This window comes from Enterococcus canis NBRC 100695 (assembly GCF_001544375.1).
Classification (GTDB): domain Bacteria; phylum Bacillota; class Bacilli; order Lactobacillales; family Enterococcaceae; genus Enterococcus_H; species Enterococcus_H canis.
In genome coordinates this window covers 97,006-115,012 of sequence record NZ_BCQJ01000005.1, presented here as the reverse complement: position 1 = coordinate 115,012, position 18,007 = coordinate 97,006, and the positions used below count along the sequence as shown (strand labels likewise).

The 18,007-nt window shown below is 42.2% G+C and carries 24 protein-coding genes; 6 read left to right on the top strand and 18 right to left on the bottom strand.

Features of this window, described 5'->3' with window-relative positions; translation table 11 throughout:
• Nucleotide 1: 1 nt before the first annotated feature.
• From ECA01S_RS08705 to ECA01S_RS08695, 3 genes are all read right to left on the bottom strand, one after another.
• Nucleotides 2–352: a YlbF family regulator gene (locus tag ECA01S_RS08705; protein ID WP_067394101.1), complete on the bottom strand. Its 351-nt coding sequence runs from the start codon at nucleotides 350–352 to the stop codon at nucleotides 2–4.
• Nucleotides 352–1,152 carry a TIGR00282 family metallophosphoesterase gene (locus tag ECA01S_RS08700; RefSeq protein ID WP_067394098.1) on the bottom strand — a complete coding sequence of 267 codons (801 nt, stop codon included), beginning with the start codon at nucleotides 1,150–1,152 and terminating at the stop codon, nucleotides 352–354. The genes ECA01S_RS08705 and ECA01S_RS08700 overlap by 1 nt, the downstream gene beginning before the upstream one ends.
• Before the next feature lie 114 nt (nucleotides 1,153–1,266).
• On the bottom strand, nucleotides 1,267–2,739 hold the full coding sequence (locus ECA01S_RS08695; protein WP_067394097.1) for an AcpB/EbpR/MafR family transcriptional regulator: 1,473 nt from the start codon (nucleotides 2,737–2,739) through the stop codon (nucleotides 1,267–1,269).
• 357 nt (nucleotides 2,740–3,096) lie between these two features.
• Between ECA01S_RS08695 and ECA01S_RS08690 the strand changes: the two genes are divergently transcribed.
• Nucleotides 3,097–3,531: an OsmC family protein gene (locus ECA01S_RS08690; protein WP_067394094.1), complete on the top strand. Its 435-nt coding sequence runs from the start codon at nucleotides 3,097–3,099 to the stop codon at nucleotides 3,529–3,531.
• 64 nt (nucleotides 3,532–3,595) lie between these two features.
• On the opposite strand, the gene udk is transcribed toward ECA01S_RS08690, so the two are convergent.
• From udk to ECA01S_RS08675, 3 genes are read right to left on the bottom strand one after another with little or no spacing between them, the layout of a single operon-like run.
• Complete coding sequence (gene udk, locus ECA01S_RS08685; protein ID WP_067394091.1) at nucleotides 3,596–4,228, bottom strand: uridine kinase; 633 nt, start codon at nucleotides 4,226–4,228, stop codon at nucleotides 3,596–3,598.
• Nucleotides 4,229–4,287: 59 nt separating this feature from the next.
• The gene (locus ECA01S_RS08680; protein ID WP_067394088.1) at nucleotides 4,288–4,974 is read right to left on the bottom strand and encodes a YjjG family noncanonical pyrimidine nucleotidase; all 687 of its coding nucleotides are present in this window, start codon (nucleotides 4,972–4,974) and stop codon (nucleotides 4,288–4,290) included.
• Nucleotides 4,975–5,685, bottom strand: coding sequence for a pseudouridine synthase (locus ECA01S_RS08675; RefSeq protein ID WP_067394084.1), 711 nt, complete (start codon nucleotides 5,683–5,685; stop codon nucleotides 4,975–4,977).
• A 271-nt stretch (nucleotides 5,686–5,956) separates the two neighbouring features.
• On the opposite strand from ECA01S_RS08675, the gene ECA01S_RS08670 reads away from it, so the two are divergent.
• The 5 genes from ECA01S_RS08670 to ECA01S_RS14455 all read left to right on the top strand — a co-directional run bounded on the left by ECA01S_RS08670 (nucleotide 5,957) and on the right by ECA01S_RS14455 (nucleotide 9,678).
• Nucleotides 5,957–6,571: a 50S ribosomal protein L25/general stress protein Ctc gene (locus ECA01S_RS08670; RefSeq protein WP_067394081.1), complete on the top strand. Its 615-nt coding sequence runs from the start codon at nucleotides 5,957–5,959 to the stop codon at nucleotides 6,569–6,571.
• Between the two features lie 186 nt (nucleotides 6,572–6,757).
• Complete coding sequence (locus ECA01S_RS08665; protein WP_067394079.1) at nucleotides 6,758–7,081, top strand: DUF960 domain-containing protein; 324 nt, start codon at nucleotides 6,758–6,760, stop codon at nucleotides 7,079–7,081.
• A 156-nt stretch (nucleotides 7,082–7,237) separates the two neighbouring features.
• Nucleotides 7,238–8,587, top strand: coding sequence for an MATE family efflux transporter (locus ECA01S_RS08660; RefSeq protein WP_067394075.1), 1,350 nt, complete (start codon nucleotides 7,238–7,240; stop codon nucleotides 8,585–8,587).
• 123 nt (nucleotides 8,588–8,710) lie between these two features.
• Nucleotides 8,711–9,178 carry a universal stress protein gene (locus ECA01S_RS08655; RefSeq protein ID WP_067394073.1) on the top strand — a complete coding sequence of 156 codons (468 nt, stop codon included), beginning with the start codon at nucleotides 8,711–8,713 and terminating at the stop codon, nucleotides 9,176–9,178.
• 101 nt (nucleotides 9,179–9,279) lie between these two features.
• On the top strand, nucleotides 9,280–9,678 hold the full coding sequence (locus tag ECA01S_RS14455; protein WP_067394070.1) for a helix-turn-helix domain-containing protein: 399 nt from the start codon (nucleotides 9,280–9,282) through the stop codon (nucleotides 9,676–9,678).
• Here ECA01S_RS14455 and ECA01S_RS08645 read toward each other — a convergent pair.
• The 12 genes from ECA01S_RS08645 to ECA01S_RS08590 form a co-directional block, all read right to left on the bottom strand.
• A complete protein-coding gene (locus ECA01S_RS08645) occupies nucleotides 9,655–10,572 on the bottom strand; it encodes a PTS sugar transporter subunit IIB (protein WP_067394069.1) in 918 nt (305 codons plus the stop codon). The two genes, ECA01S_RS14455 and ECA01S_RS08645, sit on opposite strands and share 24 nt — an antisense overlap.
• 147 nt (nucleotides 10,573–10,719) lie before the next feature.
• Nucleotides 10,720–11,901 (bottom strand): acetate/propionate family kinase, encoded by a 1,182-nt coding sequence (locus tag ECA01S_RS08640; protein ID WP_067394067.1) that lies wholly within the window; start codon nucleotides 11,899–11,901, stop codon nucleotides 10,720–10,722.
• Between the two features lie 23 nt (nucleotides 11,902–11,924).
• A complete protein-coding gene (locus tag ECA01S_RS08635) occupies nucleotides 11,925–12,917 on the bottom strand; it encodes a class I SAM-dependent methyltransferase (RefSeq protein ID WP_067394064.1) in 993 nt (330 codons plus the stop codon).
• Between the two features lie 168 nt (nucleotides 12,918–13,085).
• The gene (locus ECA01S_RS08630) at nucleotides 13,086–13,310 is read right to left on the bottom strand and encodes a hypothetical protein (RefSeq protein ID WP_067394062.1); all 225 of its coding nucleotides are present in this window, start codon (nucleotides 13,308–13,310) and stop codon (nucleotides 13,086–13,088) included.
• Nucleotides 13,291–13,731 (bottom strand): competence type IV pilus minor pilin ComGF, encoded by a 441-nt coding sequence (gene comGF / locus ECA01S_RS08625; RefSeq protein ID WP_067394059.1) that lies wholly within the window; start codon nucleotides 13,729–13,731, stop codon nucleotides 13,291–13,293. The genes ECA01S_RS08630 and comGF overlap by 20 nt, the downstream gene beginning before the upstream one ends.
• Nucleotides 13,712–13,966: a hypothetical protein gene (locus tag ECA01S_RS08620; protein WP_143139575.1), complete on the bottom strand. Its 255-nt coding sequence runs from the start codon at nucleotides 13,964–13,966 to the stop codon at nucleotides 13,712–13,714. The genes comGF and ECA01S_RS08620 overlap by 20 nt, the downstream gene beginning before the upstream one ends.
• A gap of 31 nt (nucleotides 13,967–13,997) precedes the next feature.
• Entirely contained in the window at nucleotides 13,998–14,429 is a 432-nt protein-coding gene (comGD, locus tag ECA01S_RS08615; protein ID WP_067394052.1) for a competence type IV pilus minor pilin ComGD, read from the bottom strand.
• Entirely contained in the window at nucleotides 14,426–14,707 is a 282-nt protein-coding gene (comGC, locus tag ECA01S_RS08610; protein ID WP_067394049.1) for a competence type IV pilus major pilin ComGC, read from the bottom strand. Before comGC ends, comGD begins: the two co-directional genes overlap by 4 nt.
• A 2-nt stretch (nucleotides 14,708–14,709) precedes the next feature.
• Nucleotides 14,710–15,768 (bottom strand): competence type IV pilus assembly protein ComGB, encoded by a 1,059-nt coding sequence (gene comGB / locus ECA01S_RS08605; RefSeq protein WP_082703282.1) that lies wholly within the window; start codon nucleotides 15,766–15,768, stop codon nucleotides 14,710–14,712.
• Nucleotides 15,683–16,627, bottom strand: coding sequence for a competence type IV pilus ATPase ComGA (gene comGA / locus ECA01S_RS08600; protein WP_245631213.1), 945 nt, complete (start codon nucleotides 16,625–16,627; stop codon nucleotides 15,683–15,685). The genes comGB and comGA overlap by 86 nt, the downstream gene beginning before the upstream one ends.
• A 69-nt stretch (nucleotides 16,628–16,696) precedes the next feature.
• Complete coding sequence (locus ECA01S_RS08595) at nucleotides 16,697–17,422, bottom strand: YebC/PmpR family DNA-binding transcriptional regulator (protein WP_067394044.1); 726 nt, start codon at nucleotides 17,420–17,422, stop codon at nucleotides 16,697–16,699.
• Nucleotides 17,423–17,483: 61 nt separating this feature from the next.
• A complete protein-coding gene (locus ECA01S_RS08590; protein ID WP_067394041.1) occupies nucleotides 17,484–17,972 on the bottom strand; it encodes a VanZ family protein in 489 nt (162 codons plus the stop codon).
• Nucleotides 17,973–18,007 lie beyond the last annotated feature (35 nt).

Sequence of the window (18,007 nt, the reverse complement as noted above, 5' to 3'; positions counted from 1 at the left end):
GTTACTCCCCTTCCAATCCTTTATTCACTTCTGCTTCAATTAAGCGGGTAATATGTTGCAAGAGATCATTGGCTTCTAAGAGCCGTTCCCGATAACGGATCACCAGCGGATGCTGGTCAAAACGAGCGGTCAATTCATCTGCCCGTTGCAAGGCGAAACTTTCCAGTTCCGGCTTGCCGTAGTGAGCAAAATTGACCGCTTCCTTTTGAGCTGTTTTGATTTCTTCAATCAAGGCCTGCAAGCCTTCGTGTTCTTGCACTTTAGCTGCAATCTCTTGGTAGGCGCGGATCACTTCATGCTCCGCTAACTGGCCTTCCAGTTCTTGTAAGGCTTTTTGTATCATTTCATCCATTATGTTTCCTCACGAAAAGGGTTTTCTTCATTGATTTGAATAGGTATGATTTTTTGTGCTTGACCATTGTCAGCAATATCAATAACGCAAGCAGACAGCAAGCTGCGACCTTTTTCCACCACCTCAAAGCGTTGCGGTAAAGCCGTTAAAAATTTTTCTAAAACAGGTTCGCGCTTCATCCCTAAAACACCATCATAAGGACCCGTCATACCAACATCGGTCAAATAAGCGGTGCCTTTTGGTAAAATGCGGGCATCATTGGTTTGAACATGGGTATGCGTCCCGACGACTGCCGAAACTTGTCCGTCTAAAAACCAACCCATGGCTTGTTTTTCACTCGTAGTCTCCCCATGAAAATCCATAAAAATAAAAGGCGTCCGTTTGCGAGCTTCCGCCACTAGTTCTTGCGCTTTTCGAAAAGGGTCGTCTAAGTCCACCATGAAAGAACGAGCCTGCATGTTAATGACCGCCAATTCTAATTGGTTAACCTTCACGTAGACTATCCCTTGGCCCGGAGTGCCCGTAGGAAAATTCGCAGGTCGCACCATTTTTTTCGCGTCATCGATAAAGTCGAAGATATCTTTATTGTCCCAAGTATGGTTGCCCAAGGTCACCACATCCACGCCATCTGCCAAAAATTTTTTATAGATTTTCCCTGTAATTCCACGTCCCGCCGCTGCATTTTCCCCATTTAGAATCGTGACTTGCGGACGGTATTTCTTTTTAAGTCTAGGCAGGTAAGTGGTGACCGTCTCCCGCCCCAATGAACCTACAACATCTCCAACAAATAATAAACGCACACTTTTTCCCCTTCTCTACTTAAACATCTTCCACCTATTATAGTAGTTTTTTTGCAGAAAAGAAAGCACCCCCTCCTAATGGAAAAGGTGCTTGTTTCATGCTGATTTCATTATTTAATGGCTGCTTTGCCAAGCCCATTCTTGTAAAAAGGTACTGACTTTCTGCCAATCTCTTTCCGTAGGGATTGGATGGATGGTAATGATTTTTTCTGGCTGCTCTGTCAAAGGGCCAACAGGAAAATCTGCTACCGCAACATCCCAATTTCCTGCTAAAGACGTAACAATTTCCACCATCACTGGTGCATATTTTTGAACCTGCTGGCTTAGCCACTTACGTTGTGCATAAGAGACCTTAGACAGTACCAATACACGTAATATGAACTGATAATGACTGATGACGGGCCGCGCAATCAGCATATACTGAAAAAGCAAGTGTGGATTGCGTTCGGCCAATTGCACAAAGACAGGTTCTCTTAAAAGCCCTTCGGTAAAGCAATCCATTTCCTGATAAAGTCGTTCTTCCCGCAATACCAAAACTTCTTCTGAGCTACCTTTGCCAAAATCATAGAAAATTCCTTGCCAAACTTTACTCATAGCGTGGAGCAATTCCAAACTGGCTCGCAAATAGTTCATTTCTATCGCAGTAGGTTGAAATTGAAAATGGGTCAAAAAATGCTCCAACCACTGCGTCGTTTCAGCACTAATAGCCACTTGTTGATGATCTAACTCCACCGTTACGGGCATCGCAATCCCCGCCGCACAAAAACAAAAATAGCTAAAGCGTGCCTCCCGGGAATCTGATATTAGTGTCTGCCATTGGCTAGAGCCTTGTGGTAACTGTTGAAAACGGGCATAGCTTAGTGCCGGTGAGCAAAATTTCTGACAGGTCTCAGGTAAAAAAGTCACGCCACAACCTTGTTGACTGCGCACAATACCCACAGCCAAGAAAAATTGATACCGCATAAGAGCAATTTCGTCTGCTCCCGGTAAGATCACGGGAACTTGCTTTAGTGCCTGTAACAAATCTTCTCGGTCCACCGTGGGAAAAGGCCACCAGCCATCGCTGAAAATATGCCAATAAACACTCGTATAGAAATAACGAATCTGATGCTCAGGTCCTACAATACCCTGACCACCATGAAGTTTCAGCGTCAAGTCATAGTCCGATAAAAGCTGCCGCAGCTTTGTTACACGGCGAGAAACTGTTGCTAGGCTAGAATGATGTTCTTCCGCAAAATGATGCAGACTTTTAAAACGGTCATTGAAAAGCTGGTCCAACAACTGAAAATTGAGACTTTTCCGCACATAATAACTGTAAATACGGTTAGGATGGTAATCTGCTTCAAATTTATAGCGCAGGCCACTTTCATTTACTTGAAGCTGAACCTCCTGCCAACCTTCTTTCTCTCCATCTTCCATAAACATATGAACCAAACGGGTAATTGTTTTACGATTCAATTCAAAATACTGATCCAATTCTCGAATTGTACACTGGGTACTTTCCCGTTGAAACAAATAATCTAACAGAACTAAGATACTATTGTAGTCACGGTCTAATAAAGCTTGATACATATTATCTGCTTCCATTCATTTTATTTTAATAATTGTTCTTATCTACCTTCTATCATAACGAATAAAATTACGATAAACAATTATAAAAAAACATTTTCAATAGAAAATAATATTCATTTTTTTTACAAAAAATAAAAATAACGCAACGTATAACGACGAAAAAACGCTATTTCTATCCAAGAACTATTTATTGCTATTTTTGCTAATCGGTCTAGCCGTGTTATTTATATACATTTTGGTTAGAAAACGTATCACATCAATATAAATAACGAATATTATAGATAAAAATACACTAAATTTATTTTCGGTAAGCTGTTATTTTTTAACATTCTGTTTTATGATAAAAGAAAAGAGAATTAAGGAGGCAAGCGAATGAAGGTCCAAGCAACCGCTAAATTTTTAGGCCGTGGATTTCAAACACAAATCAATACCGGACACCATACCTTTCTGTCTGATCGTATGAAACAAGTAGGGGGTACCGATCTAGGCGCTGATTCACTTCAACTACTACTATCTGCCTACGCGGCCAGCCTCGCCACTAGTATCGTCAGTGTCGCTAAAGAAAAAAAGGTCAAAATTTTTGAATTGGAAGTGGTAACGACCGGCTTACTTTACCCAGAGTATGACGAACTCACCAGTGCCGCCGAAACTAACGAGATTCAATATACTGTCCACCTTGACTGTCCCTTAAATGATGTTGAAAAAAACGCCCTTATCGCAGAAGCACAAGACAAAAGTAGTGTTCGCCAAGTTCTTGCTCGACCAACCACTTTTGTCCACTGCGAATTGACTAACAGTCCTACATAAAAAGAGCGCCTCCTAAGGATCAGATAAAAATCTAATTCTTAGGAGGCGCTTTGCCTTACTATATTTATTTGTGATTCAAGATACTGTCAATTTTAGTCGTCAATAAATCAATAGCCACTTTATTTTCGCCGCCTTCTGGAATGATTAGATCTGCATAGCGTTTTGTTGGCTCAATAAACTGATGATACATTGGTTTAACAACAGTCAAATACTGCTCAATCACTGAGTCCAGCGTTCGGCCCCGTTCCTCCATATCTCGCTTGATTCGGCGAATAATGCGGATATCATCATCAGTATCAACATACAGCTTGATATCCATCAAATCCCGCAAGCGAGTATCCTCTAAAATCAAGATACCTTCCAAAATAATAACTTCTTTGGCTTCCTGCAAGATGGTAGCTTGGCTTCTAGTATGAGCAACATAATCATAGACAGGCTTTTTGATGGGCTGATAATGGAGCAGGTCTTCTAAGTGTTCAATCAATAAATCGGTGTCAAAGGCGAAGGGATGGTCATAGTTGGTGGCCAGCCGTTCCTCAAAGCTCAGATGACTTTGATCCTTGTAATAAGAATCCTGTTCTAACATCATGATCGAGTGTCCGGGAAAATGATTGAAGATTGCTCGGCTAACACTGGTTTTACCACTTCCTGAACCGCCAGTAACGCCAATCACGATAGGTTTGCTACGCTCTTGCATCAATGAATTACCTCTTTCAATTTTGTCTTAGTCTATTATAACGAATTCTTTTATGAATACTAGGCTTTTTCGTCCTTTTTCAGGATCGTCAAGAGTTCCGGTAATTGATGGATCTCGTAATCTGGGCGTAATACCCCTGCTGTTTGACCATTATTATACCAGACCGTTTCAATTCCCACATTTTTGCCCCCTTGAATATCTGAACTAAGAGAATCGCCAATAATCATGGCTTCTTGGGGATCAAAGTGTGGGATCCGTTCGAAAGCATAGTCGAAGAATTCCTTCATGGGCTTATGGTAACCAGTCGTTTCTGAAACAAAGACATCTTGGAAGAAAGGACGTAGACCAGAACCTGCTAGCCGTTTTTCTTGTGTTTCCTGAACACCATTGGTTACCACGTATAGCTGGTAATCTGGTTGCAGGGCCGTCAAAACTTCTTTAGCTGCTGGCATCAAGTCGGTTCCTTGATTTAAAAAGCTGCGGTACCGCTGATCCATGGCCACACCGTTAACCGTCTTGCCATACTCTTTAAAGAAACGACTGAAGCGAGTCGTTGTCACCTCATCACGGTCGATTTTTCCCTTTTCAAAATCCTGCCATAATTGTTTATTCATGGTTTGATAACGTTGACTCATCCCTGCCGTTAACTCATATCCCTCACTAGCAAACAGGGCCTTTAAAGCTTTGGCTTCTGCCGCTTGAAAGTCCAGTAACGTATCATCCACATCAAATAGTAAGTATTTCATTTAATTCTCTCCTTCAAAATAAGGCACCAGTGACTGCAATTCCCTTTGATTCAGCTTGCGGTAAGTCCCTGGCTGAGCTTGCTGATCCAGTTTCAGCGGTCCCATCGCGATACGCTTCAACTGTAAAACCTTTTTCCCGCAGGCTAAAAACATCTTTTTGACCTGGTGCCGCTTACCTTCTTGAATCTCTACCAGAGCGGTATGAGCCGTTAGAATCGTCAAGGGTGCCGGTAGACACCGAGTGCCATCAGCAAAGATAATGCCCTCAGCAAAAGCCTGTTGCACGCCTGCTTCAAGCGGCTCTTTGACGGTCACGTGATAAGTCTTATGCACCTTTTTTTCTGGGTAAAGGAGCGTCCGCCCTAATTGACCATTGTCAGTCAGTAGTAGCAGCCCCTCACTATCGCGATCTAGACGTCCGACAGGAAATACTTTAGGACCTGCCTCAGGAATCAAGTCCAGCACGGTTGACCATTGACTATCGCGAACCGCCGTCACAACCCCCGTTGGTTTATAGAGTAACCAATATTGATGACCAGGTCCTTTTAAAGGCTGACCCTTCAGACAAATCTGTTGGAAACCAGGATCCACGGTATGATTTAGCTGTCTGATTAAGCGACCATCAACGGTGACTAGGCCATCGCGAATCAACTGCTTGATAGCCGTTTTTGAGCCCACCTGATTGGCTTCCAATAGTTTGTCGATGCGCATGCTCTCACCTCGCGAATTTTCAACTTTTCATTATACAATGTTCCTGGCTCCTTGAAAAGACCCAATAATCGAATTCCTTGACTTATCTTGCCAAGACGTCTAAGGTTAATAGTGTAGTGAATAAGAATTTCTCAAAAACAGCGTAATGACCTGGGAGAGAAAGAAAGCGTACGAATCATTCCCGGCCTATTTGCGTGTGCAATAGGTCGGTTTTTGTTTCCCCCGCTGCTGAGGATATTCATCATTCACAGAAAAAAGGAGGAAATAGATTATGTCAGTATCATTAGTTACAGAAAAAAGAGCCACTCGTCCCCGTTCCTTGCGTAATGAATTACGCCATGCCGGTAAGGTGCCTGCTGTCGTATATGGTTACCAAATCGAAAGCACTCCTATCACTGTCGATGAAAAAGAACTGAGCAAAGCTTTACGGGAAAACGGTGCAAATGTCGTTTTACAACTAGATGTTGACGGCAAAAAAGTCAATACCTTGGTCCACAAAATCCAAACAGATACCTTCACACGGGCTTTCAAACATGTGGAATTCCTATCAGTAAATATGAAGGAAGAAACAGAAGTCGAAACAGAAGTAGCCTTGATTGGCGAAGTTGTTGGGGTAAAAGAAGGCGGCGTCTTAGCCCAAAACCTTTACCAAGTTATCGTTGCGGCTACACCAGACAAATTGCCTGAACGCGTAGAAGTTGACGTAACGGACTTGAAGATTGGGGACGCGATTACCGTAGCAGACCTACCAAAAAATGCTGATTACACTATCGTGACAGACGGTGAAGAACAAATCGCTGCTGTTGTGGAAGCCCAAGTTGAACCAGAAGCAGATGGGGAAACAGCTGAAGCTAGCGAACCAGAAGTTATTGGTAGCGAAGAATAAGAACACATTTGATGGGCGCAAGCGCCCATCTTTTTTTATTTTCGTTTGCAACTTCTTTATAGGTTCCTTTTTTAAACGTTTTTCATTGCATTTTCAGATGGAATTCGCTAGAATGAAACATCAGCAATGCACCGATACTCTTTTTGTACTATACTTAAAGAAAGAACGGGCAAAGGAGGACTTAATATGCATGATAGTTTTGACAGCCGTCGTTCTCGTTACGCTTCAGTTGGAGTGGTTTCCAGTTTACCCGGCGAGATCATCGACAGCATTTGGATCATTATTGACATGGACTTGAAAGGGCTCGTACCATTAGACAATATTTTGACTTTCCGTTTATTAGATAAAGAAGGCCAATTAACGATCCACTTCTCACAAGAAGGAACCGAAGTCGAAATGGATGTGGATTTACCTTTCCCATTCTCAGACAATTATCCGGCCGAAGTATACGCCTATGATGATGGTAGCCGCGAAACGATTTTATTGCCAAGTGAGATCAAACAACGCTAGAGCTTTAATTTGACTTTGATGATTGAGAACCTGTTGCCTAACAGGTTCTTTTTGTGTCTCTATGCCATTTTATTAGCTAGCCCTCTTGTTTTCCGCTTACATTATGCTACTATAATGAAAGTCTGATATCGCAATTTTCTGAATGGAGTGACACTTTTGAGAGATCTAACTCGGGGCAATCCCGCTAAATTGATTTTTTTATTCACGATCCCCTTATTAGTAGGGAATATTTTTCAGCAATTTTATAATATGGCCGATACCATTATTGTTGGTCAGACCCTTGGCAAAAATGCCTTAGCTGCCGTTGGTTCCACTGGTAGTATTGCTTTTTTGATCATTGGGTTCGCCCAAGGACTGACATCTGGCTTGTCTATTTTAACCGCACAATTTTTTGGCGCCAATGACTACAAAAAAGTCAAACAAAGCTTCGCTGCCAGTATTCTCATAAGCTTGGTAGTCACTGTTATTTTGACGATTTTAAGCCTGCTCTTTATTCATCCTATGCTAGAGTTAATGCAGACGCCGCCTGAAATCATTGACGACGCACAAACTTTCATTAGCCTAATTCTTGGAGGAATTTTTGCGGCAATGTCCTTCAACCTGCTTTCTAATATGCTGCGGGCCTTAGGTGACAGTCGTACTCCGCTGGTTTTTCTGATTATCGCCTGTATCATCAATGTAATATTAGATTTGGTACTGATTATGAATGTCGGCATGGGGGTCGCTGGTGCAGGGGTAGCCACCGTTACCGCCCAAGTTTGTTCTAGCCTAATGTGTGTCTGGTACATCAAAAAACGCATTCCCATGTTACAGATTCGCAAAAAAGATTTTCATGTCGACCGCGCTTTTATCCAAGCCCATCTACGGGTAGCACTGCCGATGGCTTTCCAAGCTTCCATCATCGCGATTGGCGCCATTATTCTCCAATCGGCTTTGAACAGCTTAGGGACAGACGCTGTTGCCGCCCAAGCAGCAGCCAGTAAAATCGATCAATTCGCCACCCAACCAATGGCCTCCTTTGGTATCACCATGGCAACTTTTACCGCTCAAAACTATGGTGCTAAGCAATATCACCGCATTTTGACTGGTGTCAAACAATGTCTATTAATGAGTTGTGGCTTCAGTATCGTCGCCGGACTTTTCATGATTTTCTTTAATGGTTCTTTAGTCAAATTATTTGTTAAGTCCAGTGAAACAGAAGTCTTTCGTCTAGCTCATACTTATTTCTTGGCCAACGGTAGTTTTTATTGGGTCTTAGCAATTCTCTTCATCATCCGTTACACCTTGCAAGGGCTAGGGCAAAGTATGATTCCTACTTTGGCTGGTATCATGGAACTGGTGATGCGTTCCTTTGCTGCCATCATTTTAACCAGCTTCTTCGGCTTTGCCGGAGCAGCTATCGCCAGCCCGCTCGCTTGGTTTGGCTCAGTTGCTGTCTTGATCTATTCCTATATCAAAGCTGTTAAGCGGCTGCGGCAGCTCAGTGCCGAACAACAAACCGTATAAAAAAGAAAAGGATGGCCATTATCGTGATGGACATCCTTTTTTGCCTCTGCTAGAGCTATCATTTCACATTTTTCTACAAATACTCTACAATTAAGTTGATAAATTGAAAAGGAGTGGGACAAGATGTTACAACAATATAAACGAATCATGGTTGCGGTGGATGGGTCAAGCGAAGCTGAGTTAGCCTTCAAAAAAGCAGTCAATGTCGCAAAACGAAATCAAGGGGAACTTTTTCTAGCTCACGTCATTGACACACGCGCCTTCCAAACTGTTTCTTCCTTTGACGGAATGCTGGCTGAGCAGGCCACTGAATTAGCCAAACAAACACTTGAGGATTATAAAAAAATCGCCCACGACAATGGTTGTGACAATGTAACCTATACGATTGAATACGGCTCACCCAAACCAATCATTGCCAAACAATTACCTAAAGACCACAATATCGATTTGATTATGATTGGCGCTACTGGACTCAATGCCGTAGAACGGCTGTTTATTGGTTCTGTTTCTGAATATGTCATTCGTAATGCGACTTGCGATGTCTTAGTTGTCCGGACTGATTTGGAAAATCATTTACCAGAAGCCGAATAGTTTTTACCAAAACGCCTGTCACCTAAATTGATGACAGGCGTTTTTGATTGTTTCCATCTCTTGCTACTTCCGTTAAAATAAAACCGAAGGGATGTGTTTTAATGATCGATTTGAATCAAGTCTTAACCTTTACCGAGGCAGCTGAAAAATGGGGCTTGGCTAACGGCAGTACGATTCGCCAAGCAGCTTTACGAGGAAAGTTTACGGATGAAGAAGTCCGTAAAAGCGGCACCGTTTGGCTAACAACCTATGATGCCATGCTGCGCGTTTTTGGTGCCCCACTCAAACCCAGCCTCCGTTTAAGTTTAACGCAACTAAATCAGCGCATCCAAGCCCATGATTTGGTGGAGCTAGAGGCGGCGTTGGCAGCGGGGCGTCAGCTTCAGATTACGGAAGAGTTTCTAGGGAAGGAACGTCTGCTTTACCTCTTTCAAACGCCAGCTGAATTTCATCATTGGCAGCATCTCACTCGTCACTCATTCCCACGAAAAGATACCTAGGAAAGTTTTCCGTTCTTTTCGTGGTGGCTCTTCGTAGCGCGCTACGCTGATTTCTCGCGTATACTCTGCATGCTGTAACACCTCCAGCAGAAAATCCTGCTGTTTTGATGCCCCCTGCATTGAAAATACTTCCCGTGCTTCCGGTTGAAAGACGGGTATCTGATACTCTCGAAATCCCCCTATTTTTTCTTGAAAACCTAATTGCGACTGAGGCATCACCCAAACGCCGTCGATTCTACGCGCAACTTTCGGTAATTCTTCCTCCTTAAGCTGGGCACTACTAGCAAACAACAGTCGCAGTCCAACATCTGCGGTCGTTTCAAACTGATACAAGCGCTCCAACGAGAAGTTTTCTGTACTATAAGGCAACTCCCCTGTTTCCCATTCGGCAAAACATTGTTGGAAATATGAACTTTGACTATCACCTCCCACCACCAAAATTTCAATATCCTTATCGCTGGCTTTGGTGGCAGTCATCGTAGCGGATTGATAAGCACGCTCATCATCCAGTGTAATCAATTCATCCAGTAAGTCAGCAAAGGCTCTAGGTCCATCCATCATCCCAAAAATTTTCATGGGAATATCCCGAACAACAGTGGTGAATTCCCGCAATAAATCTTTGACCGTCGGCGTTAGAAACCGAACTTGCGGTGCCACAAAAACTACATCAAATAGGCGTCCAAAATCAAAAGCGTTATAACTTCGGATAGCCCCGATACCACCATAAGCAAAAACTAGATCATAGTCATTGCCGTATTCGCGCTGTTTTCGAAAAGCGTTGCCCACATCCGTAAAAATCGCTGTTAAATTCTCATCTTGTTGAATTGCTTTGACAATTCGCTGGCAAAGCATACTTGAGGTACCCCCACCGGCACATCCTACATAAATAAACATCTTTAACCCTCCCGTTTGTCACGAACTCGTTACAAAAAGTATAACACACTATTCAATATACAAAAAGGCATGACAGGATCGAATAATCAATCTTGTCATGCCTCTTTTAATAGTTAACCGTTGGTGACTAAATACCTCTTTTAAAGCTTAGCGCAAACGTTCTACGTCGCGTGCGATCATTAATTCTTCGTCAGTTGGGATCAACAAGACTTTGACTTGAGAGTCGTCTGTTGAAATAACTTTTTCTTCCCCACGAGTGTTGTTTTTGTCAGCGTCTAATTCGCAACCAAACCAAGTCATGCCTTTGATAACTTCGCTGCGGACGTGCGCATCATTTTCACCAATACCAGCAGTAAAGACGATTGCATCGACACCGTTCATTGTTGTTACGTAACCACCGATATATTTACGGATACGGTCAGTAAAGACATCATAAGCAACTTGAACAGCTTCTTTGTCCATGTTTGCTTCTAAGTCGCGCATGTCGCTAGAAATGCCAGTCAAACCTAGCAACCCAGATTTTTTGTTTAATACATCTACCATTTCATCGATGTTCAAGTTCAATTTGTTCATCAAGTAAGGTAATACAGCTGGATCTAAATCGCCAGAACGTGTTCCCATAGTGACACCAGCTAATGGTGTGAATCCCATTGAAGTATCAACCGATTTACCACCATCTACGGCCGTAATAGAAGCACCATTACCTAAATGGCAAGTAATGATTTTCAATTCTTCAATTGGTTTACCTAACATTTCCGCTGCACGTTGAGAAACATAACGATGGCTAGTTCCATGGAAGCCATATTTACGAACTTTGTAGTCATTATAATATTCGATAGGTAGGCTGTACAAATAGTTGTGTTTTGGCATAGTTGCATGGAAAGCTGTATCAAAAACTGCTACGCTGATGATTTCAGGCAGAATTTTTTTGAAGGCTTGGATGCCCATTAAGTTAGCTGGATTGTGCAATGGTGCAAAATCAGCAAGTTCTTCAATATTTTTGATAACTTCATCGTCAATTACAACAGAATCTTTGTAGATTTCGCCACCATGAACTACGCGGTGACCTACACCAGTGATTTCATCGTAGTTAGCTAAAATGTTTAATTCAATCAATTTGTCTAACAACATTTTAACCGCAACTTCGTGGTCATTAATATCCACAACTTCGTTATATTTTTGGTCATCGCCGTATTTGATTGTAAAGATAGAATCATTCAAACCAATTCGTTCCACGATTCCTTTTGCGACAACTTCCTCAGATGGCATTTGATATAATTGCCATTTCAAACTAGAACTTCCGGCATTGATTGCGATTGTTTTAGACATAATACTCTCCCTTAAGTGTTTTATTATTTATTCGAAGACGACCAGTCTTCAAATTGTTTAAAGAATTGTTGCAGTACCTTTGGATCTTTTAGCGACGTTAATTGCGCTAAGAGCACTTCTTTTTGCAGACCGCCTTCGCGATTTTGTACTAATAGAATACTTTTTCGTGATTGCTCTGACTTGAACAATTCATCTGGCAATTGAATCAGCCCTTGTAAAAAGACAGATTCCGCTAGCCATTTTTTCAATTCAGGCGCTTGCTCTGTTTCCAGCAGATTACTTGGCACTAAAAAGACACCATAGCCACCAGGCTTAACATAATGCATCCCTTGTTCCATCAATAAATGATGGGCATAGGAATGACCTTCTGCTACACCTGTTTTGAAACTTTGTGCTCGTTGATCATTAGGATAAAAGCCAACTGGCAAATCTGAGATCACGGCATCCACAGGATCAATCAACAGATCTTGCAAACCGTCTTGGTGGAATAATTCCACCGGTTGTTCGGTCCATTCTGCATCCGCTGCAGCAACTGCTAATAAGGTCTCATCGATATCAACACCGATTCCTGTGACCGTATATTTTGCTAACTGCAGATTCGTCATGATGGTTAACAACAAATTGCCCATTCCCACCGCTGGATCCAATAGTCGAACTTCTTTGTCCAACAATTGTTCCAACAAATAAACGAATAAAAAGCCGATACCATCTGGCGTTAATTGGTGATTTGCCTGCATTGGTTCCAGACTATTCCCCTTCAACAACAATAACTGTGATAGCTTCCGCCGTTCCTCAGGCTCCAATGTCATCTCTTGCAGCTGTGCATACAACGTCTTTAATTGCTCAACAGTTGCTTCATCCGGTTCACCATCTTCTACGCGCACTTGAAAATGATCCACGATATTTTCGATTTGCTCAACATAGGCATCCAGATAAGAAATCCCTAACGATTTCTGTAACAACGAGATCGCTTCGACATTTCCTTCGAAAGCCTTTTCCATTTTTTCTGGAAACAATTGCATCCCTCATTTTCTCTGACTATAACAACAAATATACCTGTTCTATTTTACCGAAAAACCATAAAATAATCAATTCTTTTCAGCAGAATTAGTTTGTGAATAAAAACACAAAAACAGCAGTCTATTGACTTTTCAGATCAACGACTGCTGTTATATTCTGTACTATTACTCTGTTACACTATTTAGAGAAGAATTCATCTTGCTCGTATCCGCTTTCTTTTCAACAATCTTTTCTAGTATTACTTGCGTTTTCTCTTGATAAGACTGCGACAGCTTCTCACAATAGGTTGCTGTTGCTTGATAATCATGTAGCAGTAACAATAACAAAAAGACTGTCAGACTCATAAAGTAAAGCGCCGTCAGCAAAACACTACCTTGTAGCTTTTTCATGCGGAAACCACCACGTCTCATATTCTTCACCACTCTCAAACTGTACCCATATTTTGATGGCCGAGCCTTGCAAAGAAAATTTTGAATTGTACACTTTTGTCAACAATGGCTGATGACCCAAATTATTTACCCGTTTACGTATCACATCGCCGTATCGTTCAATTTTCAAAATACTGCTTCCTTTTTTAAACATCAAAATCGCTGATGAATTTAGGGCGTATTCCCAGCCTGAAGTCTCATGATCTAGTTGATGCAAAAAGGCGTGCCATTCCTGTTGACGATTCCCATCCAATTGTTGCCGAATTGTCGGGATCTGTTTGACAAAACCACTAATAAATAGCAGACTGGCGGCCAAGCAAAAAAGTGCTATTAAACATTCTATTAGGGTAAAACCAGCCAATCTATTTTTCACTATCAACACGTACTTTCTGCTCCTGCCAAGTAGCTTGTAGACTTCCTTTATTGAAGGTGACCCTAATATCCTTTAAAAAACCTGTCTGACGTGTACTTTGGAGCGGCTCTTTGCGGGCTAAGCGCTGAGCCTCTTCATAAAGAGTTCGAGAAAGCTCTAGACGCACTTTACGCTCATGATTTTTCGTTAATAGAAAAACACTGCCAACTAGGAGCGAAATAATGATTCCCGTAATAATTGTCAAGCCTAGTAAACTGTCTAGTAATAAAAATCCTCTATAGTTCTTCCACGGTCTCACTAAAGCGTCCACTTCCAATCATAAAAGTATAGGTCACCCGCTTTTGCTGATGCTGGCAGTCAAAAACAAACTTTGCGCCATTAAAATTGATATTCCCTGTCCCCGCTTTAAACACTAAACGTGTAGCGCCTCGCCAAGTGACTGTTGCTGGTATTTTAAGATCCGGTAGTCTCGTTTCCGCTACTTTGAAAACTACCTGATCTGGTTGTTTCTGGATATTGCCATTTATATCCTGAGTGATAGACAACTGTTGCGTCATAATCGTCTGTTTTTGAAACAACTCTAAAAATTGTTGCTCCGCCATCGTTTTTTGCCAGCCACTAATCGCAATTGTTGGTAAGCCAAAGAAAATCGTTACAATTAGTAAGACTAATAAGCTCTCTACCAAGGTAAAGCCGGCAAGCTTCATTGCTCAGACTTAGGGTACTTGTCCCGATATATTTTCAACTGGTCTGCGGTAATATACTCACCAACTAAATCCTCAGGCACTGCTGTTTTCCCCGTATCCAGTCGGTAAACCTCTAGTTGCGTCTCTACTACTTTGACAACCGCCGCATCCCCCTGCTTTTCTGCACTCTCTTTGGTCCCTGCTAAATTAGGAACAAACAGTAATAACAGGACAGAAATTACAATAAGCACTACTAACATTTCAATCAACGTAAACCCTTTCAATTTCTTCATTTTCATCCTTATCCTCCTAGATTTCCATAAATTGGTAATAATAATGCCGCATAGATTCCCACAATAAACAGCGCGATCATAACAAAGACCAGCGGCTGGATGTAGGTCAGTAATTTTTCCATCTTAGCTACTAATTTTTCTAATAGCCATTCTTGATAAATCAGTAATTCTTGCCCCAGTTGTCCGACTTTTTCTCCCTTTAAAACCAAAAGCCGTAATTCCTTACTTAAAAAGGGGCAACTAAGCAAGGCTTCACTAAAAGGGCGCCCTGCCTGTAACTGCTGATGAAAATCAACCCCTAATTCTCGCATCAGATCATAAGGGGATTCCTGCATGATTTGGACGGCCTGGCGCATCTCAAAGCCTTGACTGAATAGCTTCCCCCACTCCAGCGCGAAAAATGCCGTCAGATACCAACAATAGAGGGCGCCTATTAGAGGTAGTTTAACTAAAAAGCTGGCTTTTTCAGTAGCGCTTCGTTTTCGCAGCTGCCACCTTACGCCCCCCACTAATAGTAGACCGCTGCCTAACATCCCCGCTAAAATAAGTGGTAGATTTTCAATCAGCCAAATCGTGGGGCTGGTTTCAGTCATAAAGGCTTGTAATTGTGGGAGCAGATAGAGCCGTAACCCCAGTAGCATCAGAAATAGAAACGCGAAAAGCAATAGCGGATAGGCGAGAACTTTCATTAATTGCTGTTTTTGACGGGTTTGATAACGCCATTGTTGGTTAATTTGAACCAATGTCTGTAACAAGTCACCATGAATCAAGGCCAGCTGTATCTGGGCTAGTACTAGAGGTGAGGCATCAATCGCCTTGAAGGCCGCCGTCAAGGTTCCGTCATTCTTTAAGGTTTGCTGAAAGCGTTGTGCAATGGGTGCTTGTTCTAAAGACAAAATAAACGCCAACGATTGCGGCAGGGAGAAGCCTGTTTGCAATAGTTTTATTAGCATTTCTAAGAAATGAGCCTGCTGCTTCAAACTAAAGGGTTTCGCGGACTGCCACCGACGACGCGATGCGGCCGGTCTGTTGTAAATCTGTAATTTGTTTGTTCCAATGAGAGTCATCAGTAGTATAAACCTCCTTTCCTATTGATGATGCCGTGACAACCTGGACACTACCATCCAGAAATGGCAATAGGCGCTGATACGTAACAGATTGCAGACTTTCTAACAACTCATGTTCACTTACCTGTAGTTCCTTCAATCTAGCAAGGATGCCTTTCGTACTTTTAGCATGGATGGTTGCATAAACGACGTGGCCCGTTAAGGCGGCTCGAATCGCCATTTGAGCGGTCTGTTCATCACGTATTTCCCCAATAATCAGCAAGTCTGGATGGTGCCGTAACGAAAGCTTGATGAGGCTCTCGTAGTCAACGCCAATTGCCTGATTGACTTGCAACTGTAAAAAGGCATCATGAATCAACTCCACCGGGTCTTCAATCGTAATCACTTGTTGGAACTGATGACAGCTAGCCAAATGATACATAAGTGTCGTCTTACCAGAACTTACTGGTCCTGCAAATAAGTGGAGCCCACGCCGGTTAGCGGTAGCCTGTAATGGCGCCAGATCAGTAGCATAACAAAGACGCTGTTCATTGTGTCGTAAAAGCCGAATAACCATACTTTCGCGTAGTTGAAAATTGGCTACTGTGGAAATACGCAGACGGACTGCTTCAGTTAAAGGATAATCACAGCTACCTAACTGTGGCTTGCGAACCTCACTTACGTCCATGTCCGCTAGATACTTAAAATGAACGAATAGTTTTTCTGCCGTTGAACTCGCTAATCGCTGGTAAAGCGTAACTCCTTGGGCATTGCGGATCCGTATTTCGTATTCTTCTCCGCAAGGGAGCACATAAATATCTTCGGCATTTTGTTGAACAGCAGTTTCCATCAACGCCTTCACTAAACCTGTCAGTTGCACTCATCCACCTCCTTCACTTTTAAGTACGAAAAAAAGACCATTCTCCCTAGAGAATGGTCTGAAATAAAATTATTCAGCTAACGAAGTAAATACTTCAGAAACATCATCATCATCTTCCAATTTTTCCACTAAGCGGTTCAATTGTTCTAGTTCCTCACCGGCCAGTGGTACCGTAGTTTGCGGAATCATTGTTAATTCAGCCGTAGCCAATACATAACCATCTGTTTCCAGCTGATCACGCACACTAGTAAAATCTTCAGGTGCTGTGTAGATTTCAAATACTTCAGCACTGGCTTCTAAATCTTCCGCGCCGATTTCAATAACTTCTTCAAACATCTGATCTTCTGAAATTGACAATTCCGCGCGTTCAATAACCAGATAACCTTTGCGATCGAAAAGATAGTTAACAGAACCTGTTTCGCCTAAGGAACCACCATTGCGAGTAAAAGCCACGCGGACATTGGTTCCAGTACGATTGCGATTATCACTTAAAGCATGCACTAAAATAGCCACACCGCCAGGACCGTACCCTTCATAAGTCATTTCTTCAAAATTTTCGCCCTCGCCTGCAGAAGTCGCCTTTTTAATTGCCCGTTCAATGTTATCATTGGGCATATTATTGGCTTTGGCTTTATCTAGCACTAATCGTAATGCAGGATTAGTGGCAGCATCTGGGCCACCTTGCTTCGCCGCCATATAGATTTCTCGCGAAATTTTTTGAAAAATTTTGCCTCGTTTCGCATCTTGTGCATTTTTCCTTCCTTGGATGTTGTGCCATTTTGAATGTCCAGACATCTATCTCCCTGCTTTCCCTTTTCTTTCTATTATAGCGAAAGTCAGTGACTAAAACAAAAAACTACTTCAAACGTTTAACCAACATGATCAACAAAATAGCGGTCATTGCGCCAAAGCCATCCAACATCACATCTTGAAATAAGGGTGTTCTCCCTCCGGTCAACATTTGGTGAAATTCATCTAAACCGGCATAACCAACCGCCGCTAGCCAGCTATACATTGCTGTAAGCCAAAAAGTTTTAAGACGTGGAAATAAAGCCAGATAGAAACTACCACCTAAGATAAAGTAAATCAAAAAATGTGCGCCTTTACGGATGAAAAATTCCACAAATTTGAAATAACCTGAGGCAGCAATACTAACCGGACTCCCGCCATACTCAAAAGAAATCCCCTTTAAAGAGTCCTTAAAAGGCTCATTTTGCAATAATTTTTCTAACAGTGAAACTTGTGACTGTTGTTCGTAAGTTTGCGAAGAGCTGATAAATAAAATCAGCATAATCACCAGGGCGACCCCCAAATAAAATTGTCCATTCTTCATAGCTCGTTTCATTGCCTAGACCTCCTTTAGCAAATAAAAAAACTGGT